Source organism: Catellatospora sp. NPDC049111, assembly GCF_040648615.1.
GTDB classification, from domain to species: Bacteria; Actinomycetota; Actinomycetes; order Mycobacteriales; family Micromonosporaceae; genus Catellatospora; species Catellatospora aurea.
Window position 1 is genome coordinate 114,403 of the sequence record NZ_JBEZEB010000023.1, and the last position, 19,714, is coordinate 134,116.

The window sequence follows — 19,714 nt, forward strand, 5'->3', positions numbered from 1 at the left end:
GATGTCGCCGGCAGGAAGGCCGGACCGCGTGCACGGTCAGGAGGCCCCATTACAGCTCAGCGGAAGCCGAACATCTGGGTCCAGTAGTAGCGGTAGGTGCCGCCGGTCGCCCGGCCCACGCCCATGGCCTTGTAGGAGCAGTTCAGGATGTTCGCCTTGTGGCCGGGCGAGTTCATCCACTGCTGCATGGTCGCCTTGGCGGTGGCGTTGCCCGCGGCGATGTTCTCCGCCGACGGCTGGTCGTAGCCTGCCGCCTTGGCCCGGTCCCAGGGGCTGACCCCGTCCGGGGTGGTATGCGAGAAGTAGTTGCGCTTGACCATGTCGGCGCTGTGCAGCCGGGCGGCCTTGTCCAGCTTCGGCTCGGCGCGCAGGGCGCCGCAGCCGGCGCTCTTGCGGGCCTGGTTGACCAGCGCCAGCATCTGCCCCTCCAGCCCCGACGGGGCGGCGGCTTTGGTGGGGCTGGGCCGCACCGACGCGGCAGCCGAGGGCGAGACCGAGGGGCTGGCGGCCGCTGACGGCGACGCCGACCCCGAGGCCGAGATCGAGGGCGACGCGGAGCCGGGGGCCGCGCCCGCCGCGGCGGCGGCAGCGGCGGTCCCGGCCCGGTCGGCGGCCGGGACCTCCAGAGCCAGCGGTACCAGCGCGTACACCCCGGTCGCGGCCAGCACGGTGGCCGCCGAACCGAGGGCCAGTTTGCCGGGCAGCCGCAGCCCTCGGGCACCCGCGGCGGCGATCGCGGCGGCGGGACTGGTCGGCGCCGAACCGCCCGGCACCGGTCCGTCGGTGAGCGCGAGCAGCGCGGCGAGCACGGCGTACGCGCCGTTGCGGGCCGACAGGCGGCGGCACCGGTCGCAGCCGCGCACGTGCCGGTCGACCTGTGAGCGCTCACGGGAGGTGAGCCGCCGGCTGCCGTGCACGATGGCGTCGAGCCCGGCGCAGCGGCCGTGGCGGCGGGCGATGAGCACGGTGCGCACCGCGCTGCCCAGCGCCGCCCGCGAGCGGTGGACCAGCACCGCGGCGTGGGCGGTGCCGACGCCGAGGACCTCGCCGATCTCGCGGCTGGACAGCTCCCAGCGCACGTTGAGTTCCAGCACCGCGCGCTGGCGCGGTTCGAGCCCGTGCGCGGCGGCCCAGACCAGCTCGTATGCCTCCCGCTGCTCGGCCGCCTGCTCGGGGTGGCGGCCCGGGGTGTCGTCGACCAGCAGCGCCGGATCGGGCAGGGGCGCGGGCGCGACCCGGGCCGCGGCCGACATCGCCCGCTTGTACGCGATGGAGAACAGCCAGGTCCGGATCGCCTCCGGGTCGCGCAGCTTGGCCAGGTCACGCCAGGCGACCAGGAACGTCTCCTGCACCACGTCCTCGGCGGTGTGCCGGTCGCCGACCTGCCGGGACACGAAACCGAGCAGACCCGGCCGGTACAGCCGGTAGAGCCGGTCGAAGGCCTCGCGGTCGCCTGCCGCGGCGGCCCTGGCGAGGGACGTGTCTGACCGCATGACTGCCTCCCGAGGTAGCGGTGTCACTGATAAGTCCCGCTACCGGTCGCGCCATTACACCCAACGCGAGATTTTCTGTCCACGCGAGCGGCGAGCCCGCTCGCGTGACGGAAATCGAGCCCGCCCGGTCGCGTCCCGTGACCGGACGGCCGCACCGAGCGGCGGACCTGCGGCGAGTTAAGAAGGGCACCTTCCACCACGCATGGCGATGTGCAGGTGCCCTTCCTTTCAGTAGACCGAGAGGTGGACGTGGTCGGTGTGGTCGGCGGAGGGGGAGTCGCCGCAGCTCGCGCCGGTCGGCGAATATCTGTGCCAGCCGCCGCCGGTGGCGGTCCAGACCTGGCAGAACCAGATGACGTACATGACCCCGAGTGCGCTGGCGTTCTTCACGAAGTACGCGGCGAGTTTGTTGCCGTAGGTGCGGTCGCCGCCGGCGGCCGTGCCGCCGAAGCCGCCCGCCGCGGCCGAGAAGTCGCAGGCACGACCCTTGGGGTGCTCGTACATGTCACCCGGACGCCAGCAGGACGTGTACCGCTTGAACCCGTCCTCGCGTGCCTGCTCGTAGGCGTGCAGCGTGCGCGGCGTGATGCAGGCGCTCGATGAGGGCCGGGTGGGGTCGTTGATGCTGCAGACTTCCTTGGGCCAGGTGCCGTCGGCGTTGCGCTTGGCCGGGATGGCCAGCGGCGAGTCCGGGTCGACCCAGCCGCGGGTGGCCTCGCCGCCCAGCGCGCTGAGCGCCTTGTCGGCCGCCTTGCGCAGTTTCGCCATCTCGGCGAGGTGCTTGGCCTGCTCCCGCACGGAGGCGTCGACGGCGGCCTTGGCGTTGTTGATCTCAGTGCGCACCTCGACCAGTTCGCCGATGCGGGCCTCGTCGCGGGCGGTCAGCTTCTCGAACGCCGCGGAGCGGGCCAGGAACTGGTCGGGCGAGTTCGCGTTCAGCATGACGCCGATGACCCCGAGCCGCCCGGACTTGTAGGCCTCGGCGGCGTACTTGGCGACCCCGGAACGCACGCGCGTGTACTTGTTCTCCGCCGCGAGCAGCGTCTGGTTCATGGAGGTCTGCTCTTTTTTCGCCTTGGCCAGCGCCGCCTCGGCCTCCAGGTACTGCCCGGCGGCGCTCTCCAGGTTCTGGCGCGCCTGAGCGACCTTGGTCGACGGGATCTCGTTGGGCTCGGCGTGAGCGGGCGTCCCGAACGTGGTGACCAGCAACACAGCGGCCACGAGCAGGGCGAACAGGGAGGCGGGGCGGGGGCGGCGCACCGGGGTGGGCACGTGCGGAATCCTTCCGTCGTCCGCCGCGCCGGACACGGGCACGCGGCGGCGGCCGCCAGGGGTGAGGGGAACTCTGTACGGGCGCGGCCGCCAGGCAGATTACCGCGCCGCGACGGCGCGGGAAAGTCTCCGAGGTCGCGGTACGTGACGGAGACGCCCGCGGGAGACGTCAAATCCGCTGGATCTCCAGGTCACGGAAGTAACGCATGCCGGAACGATCACCGAGAGTGATCGGCCCGTCGACAATGAAGCCGTTGCGCCGGAGCACGGCGGCCGAGGCGGGGTTGTCGAGCGTGGTCACGGCGGTGAGCCCGGTCAGCGCGTACGCACCGGCGGCCAGCGCGCAGACCTGCGCCACCATCGCCGTGGCCAGGCCCCTTCCGGCGGCGCTCGCGGCGATCCGATACCCCAGCTCGGCCCGGCCGTCGGCGACGTCGACCAGGTTGACCCGGCCCACGATCGCCCCGGACGCGTCGACCACGACGTGGAAGTGGTGCAGCCCGGCGGCCTGCTCGGCGAGGATCGCGGCGTGCCGCTGCGCGAAGTGCGCGAAGTAGTCGTCGCCCCGGTCGGCGATGCTCCGGGCGAACCAGGCCCGATTGGCGGTCTCGAACGCCAGCAGCGCCGGAGCGTGCGCGGCGGTCAGGCGCTGCAGTTCACCCATGCGCCGGGACGCTACCCGAGCGGCCCGCTGCCCCGCCCCGGGTTATCCGGACACACGAATGCCGGCGCCGGTCTCGGGGACCGGCGCCGGCATCGGCGATGTCGGGTCAGCGACCGCGCTTGGTGCGGACCTCGGCGAGCCGCTCGTTCAGGATCTCCTCGAGCTCCTCGATCGAGCGGCGCTCCAGCAGCATGTCCCAGTGGGTACGCGGGGGCTTGACCTTCTTCTGCTCCGGCTCGGTGCCGTCGACCAGCCGCGCCACGGCCCCGTCGAACTTGCACTCCCAGGTCGAAGGGACCTCGGCGTCCACGGCGAACGGCACCTCGAACCGGTGCCCGTTGACGCACGAGAACTCACGGGTCTGCCGGGGCGCGAACTCGGTGTTGCGGTCAGACTCGTAGCTGACGGCGCCAAGTCGGCTTCCCCGCAGCACGCGCTCGCCCATACCAGCTCCTCACAGTTGAAATGGCCTCTGGTGACGCAACGACGCGCACACCCGTCGTGTTTCCCCAGCGGCAGACGACAGTACGCGTCCGGCACCAGCGCGACAACCCGACACGTCAGGCCCCGGCGGCGTCCAGGCGCGCGGCCTGCTCGTCCGACAGCACCACGTCGAGTGCGGCGTGCGCCGTCTCATACTGCGCCAAGGTTCGCGGACCCACCAGTGGAATCGTCGTCGGCGAGGCTCGCAGCAGCCAGGCCAGCACCACCTGGTTCGGGGTGGCGCCCAACTCGGCGGCCACCTCGGCGACCGCGGCCAGCCGCGCCTGTGCGTCAGGGCCCTCGTAGTTCGCCATGGCCCAGTGCCCGTCCCGCTTGGCCGCCGAGTCGTAGACGCCCTTGAGGATCGGCGAGTACGCCACCAGCGAGAGGTCGTCGTGCTCACGCAGGTAGTCGAGCTGCTCGTCGTCCACGATGGAGGCCGAGTCCAGCCCCGCCTTCGGGCGTAGGTAGGTGTGCTGCTGCTGCAGGGCGACCGGGGCGGGCCAGCCGTTGGCCGCGCACAGTTGCCGGATCCGCTCCAGCCGCCACGTGCGTACGTTCGACCAGCCGATGTACCGGGCCTTGCCCGCGGCGACGATGCCGGCGAGCGCTTCGAGGGTCTCCTCCAGCGGGGTGGCCCGATCGTCGACGTGCACGTAGTAGAGGTCGACGTGGTCGGTGCGCAGCCGCCGCAGGCTGTCGTCGATGGCCTTGGTCAAGGTGCCCGCTCCGGCTCCCTCGAACCGGGTTCGGGCCAGCGGCCAGTCGGGCTGCCCGTCGCGCCACAGGCCATCCTGGTCGGTGACCATGGCGCTGCCCTTGGTGGCGAGGAAGACCCGGTCCCGGCGGCCGGGCAGCCATCGGCCGAGCAGTTCCTCGCTCTCCCCGCCGGGGCTGCCCTCCCGTGCCCACCAGCAGTAGCAGTTGGCGGTGTCGATGAAGTTGCCGCCGGCGTCGAGGAACCGGTCGAGCATCTCGACGGAGGTGGGCTCGTCGGTGCTGGTTCCCATGATCATCGCGCCGAGGGCGAGCTGGCTGACCTGCTGCCCGGTGCGCCCGAGTTCTACCGTCTTCATTCCTTCACGCTAGAAGCTGGAGCGCGCTCCAGGTCAAGCGGAAAACACGGCGCGGCGCCCTCGCCGAGCACGAGGGGGCCGCGCCGCTGATCGGGGCACGAGCGAGCGCAGCGAGCGAGTCGACAGGCTCGGAGATGCCGTTGACGAGCGCAGCGAGGAGACGGTCAGCTGGTCGGGAAGTTATCCGCGGTGCGGATGCGGTTGCGCATGAAGGTGCCGGACTCGGTCAGCACCGAGGTGCCCGCGTACTGGCTGCCGTTGCAGGTGCCCGGCTTGAACGCGGCGCTGCCCTCGTTCGCGTCGGAGTAGGTCCAGTTCGCGTACCCGATCTTGAGACGGTCGAGCATGTCCAGCCAGGCGGTGCTGCTGGACGCGTCGACCGCACCGCCGCCGGTGTAGGTGACCGTGCCGAACTCGGTGACGAAGATCGGCAGCGCGGCCGCCGCCCGCTCCACCTCGGCGCGGTAGTTGTCCTTGTGCGAGGCGGCGTAGAAGTGGAACGCGTACATGATGTTGGTCGCGTTGACCTTGTTGTTGATGATCTCGGTGGAGTTGCCGCCCTCCGAGACGCCCAGTGACGACCAGCCGCGGGTGCCGACGATGACCACCGCGTCCGGGTCGTTCGCCCGGATCACCGGGATGACCTGCTCGGCGTAGTTCTTGATGGTGGACCAGCTCACGCCGTTGGGCTCGTTGGTGATCTCGTAGATCACGTTGTTCTTGGCCGCGTGCCGCGCCGACACCGCGGCGAAAAAGGTCTTCGCCCGGTCCAGGTTGTACATCGGGTCACCCGGGGTCAGCGTGTGGAAGTCGATCATCGCGTACAGGCCGCGTTCGGTGGCCTCCTCGACGAGGTTGTTCACCTGGTTGGTGAACCCGGCCGGGTTGGTCTCGTAGCCCTGCTCCTGCACGTACATCGACACCCGCAGCAGGTCGGCCTGCCAGTCGCTCGCCAGCGCGTTCAGCGAGTTGTCGTTGTAGCAGTTGGCGAACCACTGGATGCCGTGCGTGCTCATGCCGCGCAGCTGGATCGGGCGGTTGAACCGGTTGCACAGGTTCACACCGCAGACGTGCAGCTGCCCGTTGATCGAGACGGGGGTCCCGCTCGGCTGGGACGGGCTCGGCGAGGGCGACACCGACGGCCGGGGCGACGCCGAGTTGCTCGGGGCCGGCGAGCTGGGAGTCGTGGAGCCCGTGCAGACGGTGCCGTTCAGGGTGAACGAGGTCGGCGTCCCGTTGGCGGTGGTCCAGCTGCCGTTGAAGCCGATGCCGGTGGAGGCGTTGGTGGCAAGCGTTCCGTTGTAGTCCATGCTCCTGGCGGTGACCGCCGCGCCGCTCTGGGTGTAGGTGGCCGACCAGCCCTGGGTCACCTGCTGGCCGTTCGGGAAGGTGAAGCCCAGCGTCCAGCCGTTGATCGGGTCGCCGAGGTTCTTGATGGTGATGTTGGCGGTGAAGCCGCCCTGCCACTGGTTGGTGGTGTACGTGACGGCGCAGCCGCTGGCGGCCATGGCGTTTACCGCGGGCAGCGCGATCGTCACGCCCATGGCGAGCGCGCCGATCGCGCCGGCCGCGATCAGGGCGCGCCGGGACGCGCGCGGGAGGAGTCTCATGACGAGCCTTTCGTCGGGATCGGGGTGGGCGCGCGCCGGAGTGTTCCCCGTCGGGCAACGGGGGGCCGCAAACGCCCTGGCCAGAGACCGGGAGCGCTCCCATCGAGCAGAGCTTAAGGCTCCGGTAATCCCTTCGCAACATATCCATCCATCGACGCCTCATATCGCCGCAGAGGCACTGAAACTTTCAGAAATGCGGCCCGTCGTGATCGGATGTACGGTCCGGCACGACGCAGGACGACGCGCATCCACGGGAGGAAACGCATGGGCAAGGTGCTCTGGCACATCACGATGTCGCTGGACGGCTTCGTCGCCGGACCGGGCGCGGACATGTCCTGGATGGCCGGATACGAGGGACCGAACCCCGCCGTCGACGAGGTGCTGTCCCGCATCGGCGCGGTCCTCATCGGCCACCGGACCTACTTCGGCCCCACCGGCGAAGGACCCACCGCCGAAGGCCGCGTGTACGGCGGCGCCTGGACCGGGCCGCAACTCGTCTACACCCGTGACGTCCCCGAGGACCCCCACCCCGAGTACATCTTCGTCGACGACCTGGCCGAGGCCGTCGCGACCGCCAAGGCCGCCGCGGGCGACGGATACGCGGTGCTGATCGGCGCGGCCATCGCCCAGGACTGCCTCGACGCGGGCCTGCTGGACGAGGTCCTCATCCACGTGGTCCCGACGCTGCTCGGCGACGGCACCCGCCTGTTCGACCGCCCCGGCGGCGACGGCACCCGCCTGGAACAACTCAGCGTGACCCACACTCCCACCTGCACCAACATCTGGCTCCGTGTCCCCCGCTGACCCCCCTTGATCATCCGACTTGCCCGGCACGTGTGCATATCTTGAGCCCGCTTTCGCCCACGTGCCCGGCAAGTCGGATGACCTTGGTGTGGCCCACGCCTCGCTCGGCGCTCGCACCGCGGCGCGGCGGGCACGGTCGCCCGGAAGGCCAGGTTCGCGATCTCACCCACGAGCAGGGCGAACACGAGCTACATTACGCAAACCAGGGCAATAGGGTGAACCACCTGAAAGGCCGGCGCTGCGGCGTGATGGGACGGCGAGCAAGATGAGTGAGGCTTCCGGAAGGTTCTCCCGCCGCACGGCGCTACGGGCGCTGGCAGCAGGGTCGTTCGTCGCGCTGCCGGGGCTGTCCGCGTGCAGCAGGTCCGCGCCGCCGGCCCCGCCCGCCGCCGGCCCGACGCTCAACCGCTACGGCACCACGCCGAACGACTACGCGCTGCTCAACCTCAAACCCGACACGTTCTACGCCTGGGAGGACGGCTTCCGCACCGCGGACACCAACACCGACCCCCGGACGTACGAGTGGTGGCACACCGAGCTGACCGGCGACGACGGCATCGTGGTCTCGTTCACGCTGAAGACCCGCCCGGGCGACGGCCTGACCGCCGAATCCGACCGGCGTCCGGCGGTGAACCTGCTGATCACCACGCCGTGGGGCAACGAGTTCAGCGTGTTCCAGACGTACAGCTGGGACGAGTTCGCCAGCGACAAGGACCGCTGCAACGTCAAGGTCGGCCCGTTCACGCTCACCGGCGACCTCAAGAGCTACCAACTGCGCGGCACCGCCAACGACATCACCCTCAACCTCGACCTGACCAGCACCGCGGCCCCGTTCCGGCCCGGCACCGGCCACGTCTACCTGGGCGGGCCCGACCAGTACCAGGCGTGGTTCGCCGCGGTGCCGTCGGGCAAGGCGCAGGGCCACATCGTGTTCTACAACGAGAAGCGCGAGTTCATCGGCACCGGCTACCACGACCACACCTGGGGCAACCTGCCACTGCCGCAGTTCGTGGACCGCTGGCGCACCGGCATGGGCGTCGCCGACCGCTACTCGGTGCTCGCCCGCGACATCCACCTGCGCGGCAAGTACGACTCGACGGACCTGACGGTGCTGCTCATCGACGACACCGAGGCGGGCAAACGGCTGGTGGCGGCGTACAACGACGACACGCTCAACGCCACCGAGATGCAGACCGGCGAGGACGACGACTTCGCCGAGGTGCAGTGGAACTACACCGGCGAGAACTCGGCGATCGTGACGATGTCGGCGACCGACCGGATGGTGCCCGGACGGCCGTACGTCAACCAGACCGGCTCGGTGCTGCCCGCCTCCCGCGAGAAGGCCCCGCGCAAGCGCTGGTACATCCGCAACGAGGCCGAGATCGCGCTGAGCCTGGGCACGATGGGCCCCGGCTACCGGGTCACCGGCAAGGGCACCCTCGACAACGCCCAGTTCGGGCTGCTGTCGGGCCAGCAGCAGACCCCGAAGCCGAAGCCCTCCTGAACCCGCTGCCGACGCATCCGCGTAAGGAAGGGCACCTTCACATCGCCATGCGTTGTGGAAGGTGCCCTTCCTTACCGGGGCGCGGTGATAGACACTGTCTACGCGGTCTGGTAGACAGTGTCTATGCCGGATCAGGACAGCACGCTGCGCGCCCGCCTGGTCGAGGTGGGCGTTGACCTGCTCACGCGCGAAGGGCCGGGCTCGCTGACGCTGCGCGAGATCGCCCGGCGGGCCGGGGTCTCGCACGGCGCGCCGCGCCGCTACTTCCCCAGCCACCTGTCCCTGCTGTCCGCCATCGCCCAGGTCGGCTACCACGACCTCGGCGGGCGCATCGCCGGGCTGCGCGCGCACGCCGACCCCCGCGCCGGCCTGCTCGACCTGGGCCGCGCCTACCTCGACTTCGCCCGCACCCAGCGTGGCATGTTCGAGCTGATGTTCCGCCACGAGCTGCTGCGCGGCAACCAGATCGGGCTGCGCGACGCCAGCCGCCAGCTGTTCGGCGTGCTCGTCGACCTGGTCACCCGCGCCCGGCACGGCCTGACCGGACCCGACCCCGTCGTCGTCGCCGGGGCGCTGTGGGCCAACCTGCACGGCATCGCCCAGCTGTGGCTGTGGGGCAGCCTGCAGATGACGGTGCAGACCGACGACGTCGACCCGCTGCTGCGCGCCGCGCTGGACGCCCACCTGGGCCCGGCCTGACCACCGGAGGACACTTGTCGATCCAGTCCATCACCAGGATGATCCTCACGCCGCTGTCGCAGGTGGCGTTCCGGCCGAGCGTCGAAGGCCGCGAGCACGTACCGCTGGACGGCCCGGTCATCCTGGCCGCGAACCATCTGTCGTTCCTGGACAGTTTCATCATCCCGCTGATGACACCGCGTCCGGTCGCGTTCCTGGCCAAGGCGGAGTATTTCACCGGCACCGGGTTCAAGGGCCGCCTCGTCCGCGAGCTGATGACCGGGCTGGAAGCCATCCCGGTGCGGCGCGGCGGGCACCGGGCCGCCCAGGAGTCCCTGGAGCTGGCGCTCGGCGTGCTCGAACGCGGCGGCGCGTTCGGCATCCACCCCGAGGGCAGCCGCTCGCGCGACGGCCGCCTCTACCGCGGCCGCACCGGCGTGGCCTGGCTCGCGCTGGCCTCAGGCGCGCCGGTGGTGCCGGTCGCGGTGCTCGGCACCGACCGCATCCAGCCGGTCGGGGCGACACTCCCCCGGCCCGGCCGGGTCACCATCCGCTTCGGCGCGCCGCTGCGCTTCACCCCGCAGCCCGGCATCAGCGTCGGCCGGGCCCGCCGCCAGGCCACCGACGACATCATGGCCGCCATCCAGGCCCTGTCCGGCCAGGAGACCGCCGACGACTTCAACGACCTGTCGCTGAACCCGTAGGCGCGCCCGTGACCCGGATGCCGGGAAACCGGGTCGCGCCGGTGGCCGTGGCGCGGGCATGCTCGGCAGGACCGGCCGGTCCGCCTGTTCATGCCGGCGCCTGACGCTCAGGCGCCCTCCTCGCACCAGGCGAGTCCGCCCGGACATCCCTTCAGCGAGTGCGCCACGTACTTGCGCGCGTTCGTGTCGACGACGGCCGCGGTGCGGAAGGGCCGGCCGTGGTCGTCGATGACCAGGGTTCCGCTGCGTCCCGCGCTCGTCCAGCGCAGGCGCAGCCGCCAGGTGCAGTCGCAGCGGCCGGGCTCGGCGGTGATGACGAAGATCTCCGGGTCGGACTCGGAGACGCTGAACGGGAACGACACCGCCGGGATCTCCTTGCCCGCCGCGTCCGTCCCCGGCACCGGGACCGGCCGCGGGTTGGCGTCGTCGAGACCCACCTTGAACAGCCGGGGAGACTCGTTGGCACCACAGCCGGAGTCGGGGTAGTACAGCCGTGTCGCCTCGATCGCCGGGCCGCGCTCGACCACCTCGATGGTCAGGTCCTGCAGCACCACGGTCTTGGACGTGCTGCCCTGCAGCGTGAGCAGGATGCGCCCCTCGGAGGGGATCGCCTCGACCCGCTGCATCCACTCGGCGACCTCGTCATCGGCCGGCGGCAGGCGCGACTCGGGATCCATCACCCGGTGTGGGCTGGACAGCTCGCCCGGATCGGCGTTCACCACGTACGCCTTGCAGTAGTCGCCGCGGGAGAGCACGTCGAGGCTGAACGGCAGTTCGTCGGCGGCGGCCGAGGTCGGCGGGGTGCCGCCGGGGGTGTCCGCGCTCGGGGTGAGGTACGCCAGCGCCACGCCGCTGATCACCGACACGACCACCGCCGAGGCGACGCCGCCGAGCCAGTTGCGCAGCACCCGGTGCCGCCGCCACCAGCCCATGGCCGGGCGGGCGGGCGCGACCGGCGTGGGCCGTTGCGAAGGATCGAGTGGCAGCGTCACGTCGCTCCCCAGTCCGGTGTGGAGGCAGTACCGGACGAAGACGCTACTGAATGTCCGCACCCGGTCGCAGCGCCGCCACGGCCAGTGTTGCCCGGCCGATCGACCGACACTGGCCCACCGCGCACGAGCGGCGCGACCCGAATCAAGGTCGCGCCACTCGACTCGCCCGCGAGATCGCCCGAGAACCGCCAAGATCGCGACGATCTTGCGGGCGGGTCAGCTCAGGGTCGAGGCGTCGGGGAGCGGGGCGTCGGCCCAGCGGGCGTCGAGCAGGACCATCCAGCTCGACAGTCGGCCGCGGACCCAGGTTTCGCTGCCCAGGGCCTTGCCGGACTGCGGGTCGACGATCAGGCGGGTCTGCGCCTTGGTGAAGTCGCCCTGCCGGGTCACCGCGATCGCGACGCCGGTGCGCCCGCGCTGGTCGGTGACCCGGCCGAGCGAGGTCACCCCGGGCAGCTCCGCCAGCATCCGGTACGCCGCCCCGCGCACCCGCGGGCTGACGGGCAGGTCGATGACGAGCCCCAAACCGGCGTAGAAGAGGAACTCCTGGGCGCTTTCCGCCTCCCCGTCGTTGACGTCGTGCCAGCGGAGGAGTTCCCGCTTGAGCTGAGCCGGGTCGGTCGGCAGCGCGGCCAGTTCCCGCACCGAACGCGGCATTCCGGCGAGCAGGAAGTTGTTCGCCGCGGTGTGCCCCTGCATCGGGCGGGGAGCCCAGGACCCGTCGGCGCGGCGCATGTAGGCGCTCGACGGCAGGCCCTCCACCGCGGCCAGCCACATCTGGTCCTGGCTGCGCCGGGAGCCCTCACCGTGCTCGGAGTGCAGCACCCAGTAGTCGCCGTCGGAGGCGGCCACGGTTTCACTGACCAAGGCGGCGGCCAGCAGCACACCGCCCGCGTCGGTGGGCGGCTCGGCGGAGGCGCTGGCAGCCGGGGCGCCGGTGGGCTGCTGGGTGACCGCCGGGACCGTCCCGGACGCGTTGTTCAGCAGGATCGCGCCGGTCACGGCCAGCGCGACGGCGGGCAGGCCCACGGCGAGCACGAGGCGGCCGACCGGCCGGCGGGCGGTGCGGGACACGGTCTCCTCCTGGGGGTACGACATGATCGTCATCGGGTCGGCGGGTGGTGTGGTCGGGTCGAGGCTGTTCGGGCGGGCCGCGGTCAGGGCCCGCAGTGTGTCGCGGTGACTCATCGGGAGTACTCCTGGGCGGTGAGGCGGACAGGGCGGCGGCGGTCGACCGGCGCGGTATCGGTCATGGCCTGTTCCAGGCGTTTGCGGGCCCGGTGCAGGCGGACGAAGAAGGCCGCGGACGAACAGCCGATTACCCGGGCGGCGTCCCTGGCGGACAGGCCCTGCCAGGCGGTCAGCGTCAGCGCCTCCCGGTCGTCCTCGCCCAGTCCCGCGAGCGCGGCCAGCATCGCCGCGCGGTCGGCGACGCCGTCGGCCACATCGGCGTCGGCCTCCACGACCCAGGCACGTAGTTCCATGGCCAGGCTCGCTTGGCGTACGTCGTCGCGGAAGCGTTCCCGGACCACGTTGCGGGCCACGCCCAGCAGCCACGGCAGCGGCCCCTCGGGCACGGCCTCCAGCCTGCGCCAGGCCACCAGAAAGGTGTCGGCGACGACGTCGTCGGCCAGGGTGCGTCCGGCGCGGCTCACCGCGTACGCGTACACCTGGCGATGATGTCGGTGGTAGATGGCGGTGAACCGCCTGCTCGGCTCGTCATGGGTCACTGGCTCCTTCTCCTTCGCCGTGAAGGTGTTCCGTCACCAGGTAGTGCGCCCAGGAGCCCGATTCTTACCGCGGCGCCGGCGGAGTTCTGAACGGGTTCGGCGGCAGCTCGGGTCGCGGCGGCCGCCGCATGCCGCTGTCGAGGATCGCCACCTCGACCCGGGCCTGCCCCTGGCCCACCAGCCAGCCGGCGTACCCGGCCCCGACGTAGGCGGCACCGGCCAGGACCGCCACCGCCGTGAGCTGGGCGGCCAGTTTCCAGCCGCGCTGCCACTCCCACCAAGCCGACATCGTCTTCACAGCTGCGAGAGCACCTCCTGCCCGATCGCGACGACGACCTGCCCTGCGGCCGCGGGCGCGACGTCCCCGTTCGGGAGGTACCGGATCCACACGGCATACGAGCCGTGCCGGATCTGCAGCAGCCGGTCGCCGGCCAGCACGGCCTCGTCGCCGAGCGGCACCTGCCGCACGTCGCCGACCCACCCGTGCAGCAGTTCCAGGTTCGCCGAAGGGCTGTCGCCGCCGGCCCGGCCCACCCGGGTCACGCCGATCCACAGCTCGCCCGAGCCGCCGCGCACGGTGCAAGTCGCGCCCAGAAATCCCGACTCGGTCCGGTCGTTGCCGTCCTGGACCAGGTCACGATCGGGCAGGGCGATGTCCAGCAGTTCCGGCCGCAGCATGGGGCAGACGGCTTGCGGGCCCGGTTCCGGGGTGTAGGTGACGTGCAGCGCGGTCCAGCCGCCCTGTCCCAGCAGGACTGCGGCCAGCAGCAGGAACAGGTATCTGCGGCCGTTGCGGCGACGGCGGGCGACGGCTCCCGGCAGTTCGGCGAACGGATCGTCGTCGGGACCGCGGACCACCGCCACGCTGGGACCCCGACCAAGATTCACGCCGGACAAGGTAGCAACCCGCGCCACCCGCCGGCGGCACGGCATCGCCATCCGCGCAGCTCGGGGTATGCGAAAACGGCTCCGCCCACGCTGCCGGCAGCGTGGGCGGAGCCGCCGACACGCTCAGACGCCGAAAGCCTCGCAGCGCGTGCCGGAGTTGACGTTGTTGCCGCGTCCCGCGTGGGCGGTGTCCGTGCCCGCGCCGCAGTCCACGACGTCGTTGCCGCTGCCGGTGGTGACGGCGTCGTCCCCGGCCGCGCTGTTGACGGTGTTGTTGCCGTCGCCCGCCTCGACCCGGTCGTCGCCGCCCGCGGCGTTGACCACGTCGTTGCCCGAGCCGGTGCGTACGACGTCGCCGCCCTCACCCGTGCCGACCACGTTGTTGCCGCCGCCGGCGTCCACCCGGTCGTCGCCGCTCGTGGTGGTGACCACGTCGTTGCCGGTGCCGGTGACGACGCAGTCACCGCCGCCGTTGCCGTTCACGACGTCGTTGCCGCCCTTGCCGAGGATCAGGTCGGCACCCTCGGTGCCGCTGATCGTCTCGTTGCGGGTAGAGCCGACGAGCACGTTCTGCACGGCGGCGCACAGGTCCTGCGGCACGCCCGCCGCGGCGACGGTGACGCCGCCGGTCGACCGGATGCCGAGCAGGGCCGCCAGCCCCGACTTGACCGTGACCTCCGGATAGGAGACCCAGCCGCCGGCCGCGACCGTCACCGTGACCGCTGTTCCCTGCACGGCCACCGTCGCGACCGCCGGCTCACCGCCGAGGACTGTGACGGAGCCGGTGCCGCCGAGCACGTACGCACCCTCGCCGAGCGCGATCGCCGCGGTGCCCCCGTCGAGCGCGACCCGGGCCGGGGCGGTGCCCGCGCCGACGGTCACCAGCACACCGCCCGCCGTGTCCGCGATCGACACGGACCGCCCCGCCCGGTCCAGGATCCGGCCGGAGGTGCCGTCGTCGTCGGAGAACGTCCCGTTGCCCGGGTCGGCGGGCAGCGGGTCGGCGTCGTCGGCGATGCCGTCGTCGTCGGCGTCGAGGTCGGTGCAGGGCAGGGTGCCCCCGCGCAGCGCGTGACCGGCGTCGTTGCTGTCGTCGGACCAGTACACCGGCTTGCGTCCGGCGACGCACGCGGACTGCGGGGCAATGGCGAAGCCCTCGTTGTTGAAGTTCGGCATCCCGGCCGGGCGCTCGTACACCGCACCGACCGCGAACCGGCCCGACGCGTCGACGCCGAGGGTCGCGGTGCGGCCCTGGCAGGTGTCGTCGCAGACCGCCCACAAATGCCCGGTCTCCGGCTCGAACACCAGGTCCATCACCGCCGGGAAGCCGCTCGCGAACGCCGCGACCCGGGTGTACGCGCCGCTGCCCTGGTCCAGTGCGTACGCGTAGACCTGACCGTTGGCCTCCAGGCCCACCAGGAACAGGCCGTCGCCGTGGCCGGGGTAGGCGGCCGGGTCGTAGGCCTTGCCGGTGCGCTCGTCGGCGAAGCCGTGCGCGGTCAGGTAGGCGTCCGAAATCCAGGTGATGCCCTCGATGCCGCTGTTCGCGGCGACCGGCGGCAGGTCTGCCGTGAGGTCCCAGGCCATCGTGGCGTTCAGCGCCGTCCCGGCGGCCGCCGGGTCGAAGCGCACGATGCGCGGGCGGCTGACGCCGCTGTCGGCGTTGTTGCGCTCGGTCGACACGAACACGCCGCCGGACGGCCCGGCCGCGGTCAGCGTGACGCCCTCGGCGTCGAGGTCACCGGTGCCGTCGGCGTAGTGCAGCGCCTTGCCCGCGGCCCAGCCGCCGGCCGGGTCCGGGGTCCAGGCCGCGCCGTCGCGCACCAGCCGGTAGAGCGTGCCCGGCCCGTTCTTGACGGCCCACAGCACACCCTGGTCCTGGTACGCCAGCCCGCTCATGTTGCCGCCGAACAGGTTCGCCGCGTCGGCCGTGGTCACCTCGGCCCCACCGGGCCACACGGCCGCGGGGACCTGCCCGGGGCAGGCGTTGCCCGCGCCCTTGGTCGGCGCGGTCGTCGCCGCGAAGTCACCGGTGCCGTCCGGGCAGCGGCCGTAGGTGGTCGCCGCGTGCGCGGTCCAGGTGTAGGCGTCGACCAGCGTCGCCCCGTCGGCCTGGAACAGCCGCGCCGAGTCCGCGCCGCCCAGCCCGAACGCCGTCTCGACGTCGAGGGCCAGGAACGCGCCCGAGGCCACGGTCGTGCCGGCCGGGATCGCGTACACATGCGTGTCGTCGTTGTCCTTGACCAGCCAACCCGACACGTCCACGGTGCTCACGCCGTTGTTGACGATCTCCACCCAGTCGCCGGGCGTGCCGGCGTTCGACTCCACCTCGTTGATCCGCACCGGCGCGCCGCAGTCGTTGGCCGCGCCGCGCGTCGAGGACGTGGTGGTCGTGAACGCCCCCGTGCCGTTCGGGCACCGGCCGTACGTGGTCGCCGCGTGCGCGGTCCAGCTGTAGGTGTCCACCAGCGTCGTGCCGTCGGACAGGTACAGCCGCGCCGAGTCCGCGCTGCCCAGGCCGAACGCGGGCTCGGTGTCCAGGGCCAGGAACGCGCCCGGGGCGAGGGTGCTGCCCGCCGCGACGGTCACCGTGTGGGTGTCGTCGTTGTCGCGGAACACCCAGCCGGACACGTCCACGGCCGTCGCGCCGGTGTTCACCAGTTCCACCCAGTCGCCGGGGGTGCCGCCGTTGGACTCGACCTCGTTGATCCGCACCGCCGCCGCGGCGGTCCCGCAGTCGTTGGCCGCGCCCCTGGTCGAGGTGTTGGTCGCGACGAACGCGCCGCTGCCGTCGGGGCAGCGCCCGTACGTGGTCGCGGCGTGCGCGGTCCAGGTGTAGGAGTCGACGAGCGTGGACCCGTCGGCCTGGAACAGCCGCGCCGAGTCCGCGCCGCCGAGCCCGAAGGACACCTCGACGTCCACGGCCACGAACCCGCGACCGGCGATGACGGTGCCGGCCGGGATCGCGTACGCGTGCGTGTCGTCGTTGTCCTTCACCACCCAGCCGGACACGTCGACCGCGGCGGAACCGGTGTTGACCAGCTCTACCCAGTCGCCCGGGGTGCCGCCGTTCGACTCCACCTCGTTGATCTTCACGGCGGTCGCGTTCGGAGCCGAGCAGTCGTTGGCCGCGGCCCGCGTCGAGGTCGTCGTCGTGGCGAACGCCCCGCTGCCGTCCGGGCAGCGACCGTAGGTCGTGCTCGCGTGGCTCGTCCAGGAGTGGCTGTCGACGAGGGTGCCGTGCGCGGCGAACAGGCGGGCCGAGTCGGCGGCGCCCAGGCCGAACACCGGGTCCACGTCGACGGCCAGATAGCCGCCCGCGGCGAGCAGCGTGCCCGCGGGCAGGACGAAGGCATGCGTGTCGTCGTTGTCCTTGACCGTCCAGCCGGACACGTCGACGTCGGCGGAACCGGTGTTGACCAGCTCCACCCAGTCGCCGGGCGAGCCGCCGTTCGACTCGATCTCGTTGATCCGCACCGACGCCGCTTCCTGCGCCGACACCGGCGTACCGGGGATCAGCAGAGCGGCGGCGCAGAGCGCGGCGAAGGCCAGCCGCGTTCTTGTTTGCCGAGGTGTACGCACGTTGGGTCCTTGTCGCGGAGGCGGTGAGGGCACGCGGAGCAGCGCTCCTCGCCGCAGCCTCCGGCACACCGGCGACCGCCAGTTGAACACGCGGCGAACACCAGCGCCGACCCTCCGAGGAATGCCGGGCCGTCCCCCTGCACATCAGCCCTCCGGCTGATCCGCGGCCGCAACAGGCCGATCGCCAACATGCTCAGTGGGGTTGGTGCAACGCCCCAGCACAACACGGGCCGCATCGGGGGCCGGCCCCAAGGTATAGTAGAAGCTATACTGCCTCCCATGCCGGACACGGAGTGGGAGATCTACCTCGTTGACGAGGTACGAGACTGGATCGCGGCACTGGACGACGCGACTCTCGCCCGCGTGGTGCAGGCCATCGACGCACTCGCCGAATCCGGCCCCGGGCTGGGCCGCCCGCTGGTGGACACGATCCACGGCTCGACCCTCGCCAACCTGAAGGAGCTGCGACCGGGGACAGTGCGCATCCTGTTCGCCTTCGACCCGTGGCGTTCGAGCATCCTGCTGGTCGCCGGCGACAAATCCGGCCAGTGGAACGCCTGGTATCGCGAAGCCATACCGCTGGCGGAGCACCGCTACGAGATCTATCTGAAAGAACGCACCGAACAGGAACGAGGCCAACGGTGACCGAATACAGCCGATGGAGCGAGGTCCGCGCCGAGCATGTCGAGCGCGCCGGGGGCGAGGAAGCGATACAGGCCGGTAAGCAGGAGCTGCTCAACGAGGTGCTCGGACACCGCCTCGCCGAGCTGCGCCGCGCCCGCGGGCTGACTCAGCAGCAGGTTGCCGACCGGATGGGCGTCACCAAGGGTCGCGTCTCGCAGATCGAGCAGGGCCACATCTCCGGGCAGGAAGTCCTTGCGCGATTCGCAACAGCCCTGGGCGGGCGGCTGCACCAGGCGATCTACTTCGACAACGGAGACATCGCCGCGGTCGCCTGACCAGCCCACTGACCAACTGAGACCCATTCCGTCTTCTCGCTCACCCCTGCGCATCAGTGCGGGCGCATCCCTCACCTTGATCGTTCGACTTGCCCGGCAACTGGGCGTAAGGCGGGTCAAGATACGCACAGGTGCCGGGCAACTCGAACGATCTCGGGCTACACGCGCCGGGACTACCAGCCGACGGCGGCGGCTTGTGGATTCTTGGGTCATACTCGTAAGCACCGGCTCGCAGCGAGGGGCAGGAGCCAGCCGTGACTGTCGCGTCCGACCGAGAGAAGATCGCCGAACTGCTCTCCTCCGTGGAGGAGCTGGAGGACATCGCCCGCACGCTCGACGACGACCGGCGCGCGCGGCTGCTCCGCGTCGCCCGGCAGTGGCTGGCCACCTGCGAACCGATCCGGCCGGTGATCGCGGCCGAGCTGCTCGACCTCAGCGAGCCGACGGTACGGGAATGGGCCCGCGCCGGCGTCTTCGCGATCGTGCAGGTCAACGGGCAGCCGCGACTGGAACCGCGCCGCTTCCATGAGGTATGGCACCTGGTCAAAGACCTGCGCCGGGCCGGGCAGACCCGAGGGCTGCTCGACGCCGTATGGCGCTACCTGGAGGACACCGCGCTGCTGGAACGCGACGACCTCCGGGAGAGCCTCGCGCAGATGCAGCGCGGCGAGGGCAAGGCCATCGACGTCCACGAGCTGCTCGCGCGTACGCGGCAGAGCCCGGCCTAGGCAGGTCACGTGCCCGTCACCCTCGACTGGACCCCCCGCGCCGAGCAGCAGTTCGACGGCCTGCGCAGCCGCCAGCAGCAGCAGGTCGCACAGTTCCTGCGCCACCTCGAAGCGGAGGGCTGCGCGGCGCTCGGCTACCGCCTCACCGGCGGGGCCCCGCTCGACCACCTGTGCGTGAAGCACGTCGGCGACCTGCGCATCGTGGTCGCGTTCCGGTCCGGCAGGCAGGCATGCGTGCTCCTGATCGGACGGCACGACGAGGCCGACCCGGGTGCCGACGTGTACGCGGCGCTGTACGAACTCGCCGGGGTCAAGCCGCCGACGGACCCGCGTACCAAGCCGCCCTGCTGCGGCGACGGCGGGCTGCCGCCGGAGATCGGCGCGGCCGTCGACGAGCTCGCCGACCGGGCGATCCGGATCCGCCGCACCCGGCGCGGCGAAGGCAGGACGGGCTAGTGTGCTGCGCCGGAAATCCGTTGTAGATATCTGGCGAGGGAGTCGAGGATTTCCTCGGCAGACTTTCTCCATACGAATGGCTGCGGGTTGG

The 19,714-nt window shown here is 71.6% G+C and carries 20 protein-coding genes; 8 read left to right on the plus strand and 12 right to left on the minus strand.

Annotation, left to right across the window (positions count from 1 at the left end):
* Positions 1 to 56: 56 nt before the first annotated feature.
* From AB0B66_RS27270 to AB0B66_RS27295, 6 genes are all read right to left on the minus strand, one after another.
* Positions 57 to 1,493, minus strand: a complete 1,437-nt coding sequence (locus tag AB0B66_RS27270; protein ID WP_360535247.1) for a sigma-70 family RNA polymerase sigma factor — start codon at positions 1,491 to 1,493, stop codon at positions 57 to 59.
* 228 nt (positions 1,494 to 1,721) lie between these two features.
* Positions 1,722 to 2,765, minus strand: coding sequence for a hypothetical protein (locus AB0B66_RS27275; protein ID WP_360535249.1), 1,044 nt, complete (start codon positions 2,763 to 2,765; stop codon positions 1,722 to 1,724).
* A gap of 169 nt (positions 2,766 to 2,934) precedes the next feature.
* A complete protein-coding gene (locus tag AB0B66_RS27280) occupies positions 2,935 to 3,429 on the minus strand; it encodes a GNAT family N-acetyltransferase (RefSeq protein WP_360535251.1) in 495 nt (164 codons plus the stop codon).
* Positions 3,430 to 3,535: 106 nt separating this feature from the next.
* Positions 3,536 to 3,874 carry an RNA polymerase-binding protein RbpA gene (locus AB0B66_RS27285; RefSeq protein ID WP_120319291.1) on the minus strand — a complete coding sequence of 113 codons (339 nt, stop codon included), beginning with the start codon at positions 3,872 to 3,874 and terminating at the stop codon, positions 3,536 to 3,538.
* 115 nt (positions 3,875 to 3,989) lie between these two features.
* Positions 3,990 to 4,988 carry an aldo/keto reductase gene (locus AB0B66_RS27290; RefSeq protein WP_360535253.1) on the minus strand — a complete coding sequence of 333 codons (999 nt, stop codon included), beginning with the start codon at positions 4,986 to 4,988 and terminating at the stop codon, positions 3,990 to 3,992.
* Positions 4,989 to 5,152: 164 nt separating this feature from the next.
* Complete coding sequence (locus tag AB0B66_RS27295) at positions 5,153 to 6,598, minus strand: cellulase family glycosylhydrolase (RefSeq protein ID WP_360535255.1); 1,446 nt, start codon at positions 6,596 to 6,598, stop codon at positions 5,153 to 5,155.
* Positions 6,599 to 6,862: 264 nt separating this feature from the next.
* On the opposite strand from AB0B66_RS27295, the gene AB0B66_RS27300 reads away from it, so the two are divergent.
* The 4 genes from AB0B66_RS27300 to AB0B66_RS27315 all read left to right on the plus strand — a co-directional run bounded on the left by AB0B66_RS27300 (position 6,863) and on the right by AB0B66_RS27315 (position 10,288).
* On the plus strand, positions 6,863 to 7,402 hold the full coding sequence (locus AB0B66_RS27300) for a dihydrofolate reductase family protein (protein WP_360535257.1): 540 nt from the start codon (positions 6,863 to 6,865) through the stop codon (positions 7,400 to 7,402).
* 265 nt (positions 7,403 to 7,667) lie between these two features.
* Positions 7,668 to 8,906, plus strand: coding sequence for a lipocalin-like domain-containing protein (locus AB0B66_RS27305; protein ID WP_360535259.1), 1,239 nt, complete (start codon positions 7,668 to 7,670; stop codon positions 8,904 to 8,906).
* 123 nt (positions 8,907 to 9,029) lie between these two features.
* Complete coding sequence (locus tag AB0B66_RS27310) at positions 9,030 to 9,605, plus strand: TetR/AcrR family transcriptional regulator (protein ID WP_360535261.1); 576 nt, start codon at positions 9,030 to 9,032, stop codon at positions 9,603 to 9,605.
* A gap of 14 nt (positions 9,606 to 9,619) precedes the next feature.
* Positions 9,620 to 10,288: a lysophospholipid acyltransferase family protein gene (locus tag AB0B66_RS27315; RefSeq protein ID WP_360535263.1), complete on the plus strand. Its 669-nt coding sequence runs from the start codon at positions 9,620 to 9,622 to the stop codon at positions 10,286 to 10,288.
* A gap of 107 nt (positions 10,289 to 10,395) precedes the next feature.
* On the opposite strand, the gene AB0B66_RS27320 is transcribed toward AB0B66_RS27315, so the two are convergent.
* The 6 genes from AB0B66_RS27320 to AB0B66_RS27345 form a co-directional block, all read right to left on the minus strand.
* Positions 10,396 to 11,280, minus strand: a complete 885-nt coding sequence (locus AB0B66_RS27320) for a hypothetical protein (protein ID WP_360535265.1) — start codon at positions 11,278 to 11,280, stop codon at positions 10,396 to 10,398.
* Between the two features lie 216 nt (positions 11,281 to 11,496).
* The gene (locus AB0B66_RS27325) at positions 11,497 to 12,468 is read right to left on the minus strand and encodes a CU044_5270 family protein (protein WP_360535267.1); all 972 of its coding nucleotides are present in this window, start codon (positions 12,466 to 12,468) and stop codon (positions 11,497 to 11,499) included.
* Positions 12,465 to 13,010, minus strand: coding sequence for an RNA polymerase sigma factor (locus AB0B66_RS27330; protein WP_360535269.1), 546 nt, complete (start codon positions 13,008 to 13,010; stop codon positions 12,465 to 12,467). The genes AB0B66_RS27325 and AB0B66_RS27330 overlap by 4 nt, the downstream gene beginning before the upstream one ends.
* Before the next feature lie 64 nt (positions 13,011 to 13,074).
* Positions 13,075 to 13,308, minus strand: coding sequence for a hypothetical protein (locus tag AB0B66_RS27335; RefSeq protein WP_360535271.1), 234 nt, complete (start codon positions 13,306 to 13,308; stop codon positions 13,075 to 13,077).
* Positions 13,305 to 13,898 carry a hypothetical protein gene (locus AB0B66_RS27340; RefSeq protein WP_360535273.1) on the minus strand — a complete coding sequence of 198 codons (594 nt, stop codon included), beginning with the start codon at positions 13,896 to 13,898 and terminating at the stop codon, positions 13,305 to 13,307. The genes AB0B66_RS27335 and AB0B66_RS27340 overlap by 4 nt, the downstream gene beginning before the upstream one ends.
* Positions 13,899 to 14,021: 123 nt before the next feature.
* Positions 14,022 to 17,480, minus strand: coding sequence for a lamin tail domain-containing protein (locus AB0B66_RS27345; protein WP_360535275.1), 3,459 nt, complete (start codon positions 17,478 to 17,480; stop codon positions 14,022 to 14,024).
* Between the two features lie 279 nt (positions 17,481 to 17,759).
* On the opposite strand from AB0B66_RS27345, the gene AB0B66_RS27350 reads away from it, so the two are divergent.
* From AB0B66_RS27350 to AB0B66_RS27365, 4 genes are all read left to right on the plus strand, one after another.
* Positions 17,760 to 18,125 carry a type II toxin-antitoxin system RelE/ParE family toxin gene (locus tag AB0B66_RS27350; protein WP_360535277.1) on the plus strand — a complete coding sequence of 122 codons (366 nt, stop codon included), beginning with the start codon at positions 17,760 to 17,762 and terminating at the stop codon, positions 18,123 to 18,125.
* Positions 18,122 to 18,439, plus strand: a complete 318-nt coding sequence (locus AB0B66_RS27355; RefSeq protein WP_360535279.1) for a helix-turn-helix transcriptional regulator — start codon at positions 18,122 to 18,124, stop codon at positions 18,437 to 18,439. The genes AB0B66_RS27350 and AB0B66_RS27355 overlap by 4 nt, the downstream gene beginning before the upstream one ends.
* A gap of 254 nt (positions 18,440 to 18,693) precedes the next feature.
* Entirely contained in the window at positions 18,694 to 19,167 is a 474-nt protein-coding gene (locus AB0B66_RS27360) for a hypothetical protein (RefSeq protein WP_360535281.1), read from the plus strand.
* Between the two features lie 9 nt (positions 19,168 to 19,176).
* Entirely contained in the window at positions 19,177 to 19,623 is a 447-nt protein-coding gene (locus AB0B66_RS27365; RefSeq protein WP_360535283.1) for a hypothetical protein, read from the plus strand.
* Positions 19,624 to 19,714 lie beyond the last annotated feature (91 nt).

Coding starts and splice junctions, on each gene's coding strand:
- AB0B66_RS27270 (WP_360535247.1), bottom strand. CDS start 1,493: ATGCGGTCAGACACGTCCCTCGCCAGGGCCGCCGCGGCAGGCGACCGC.
- AB0B66_RS27280 (WP_360535251.1), bottom strand. CDS start 3,429: ATGGGTGAACTGCAGCGCCTGACCGCCGCGCACGCTCCGGCGCTGCTG.
- AB0B66_RS27285 (WP_120319291.1), bottom strand. CDS start 3,874: ATGGGCGAGCGCGTGCTGCGGGGAAGCCGACTTGGCGCCGTCAGCTAC.
- AB0B66_RS27290 (WP_360535253.1), bottom strand. CDS start 4,988: ATGAAGACGGTAGAACTCGGGCGCACCGGGCAGCAGGTCAGCCAGCTC.
- AB0B66_RS27295 (WP_360535255.1), bottom strand. CDS start 6,598: ATGAGACTCCTCCCGCGCGCGTCCCGGCGCGCCCTGATCGCGGCCGGC.
- AB0B66_RS27300 (WP_360535257.1), top strand. CDS start 6,863: ATGGGCAAGGTGCTCTGGCACATCACGATGTCGCTGGACGGCTTCGTC.
- AB0B66_RS27305 (WP_360535259.1), top strand. CDS start 7,668: ATGAGTGAGGCTTCCGGAAGGTTCTCCCGCCGCACGGCGCTACGGGCG.
- AB0B66_RS27310 (WP_360535261.1), top strand. CDS start 9,030: ATGCCGGATCAGGACAGCACGCTGCGCGCCCGCCTGGTCGAGGTGGGC.
- AB0B66_RS27325 (WP_360535267.1), bottom strand. CDS start 12,468: ATGAGTCACCGCGACACACTGCGGGCCCTGACCGCGGCCCGCCCGAAC.
- AB0B66_RS27350 (WP_360535277.1), top strand. CDS start 17,760: ATGCCGGACACGGAGTGGGAGATCTACCTCGTTGACGAGGTACGAGAC.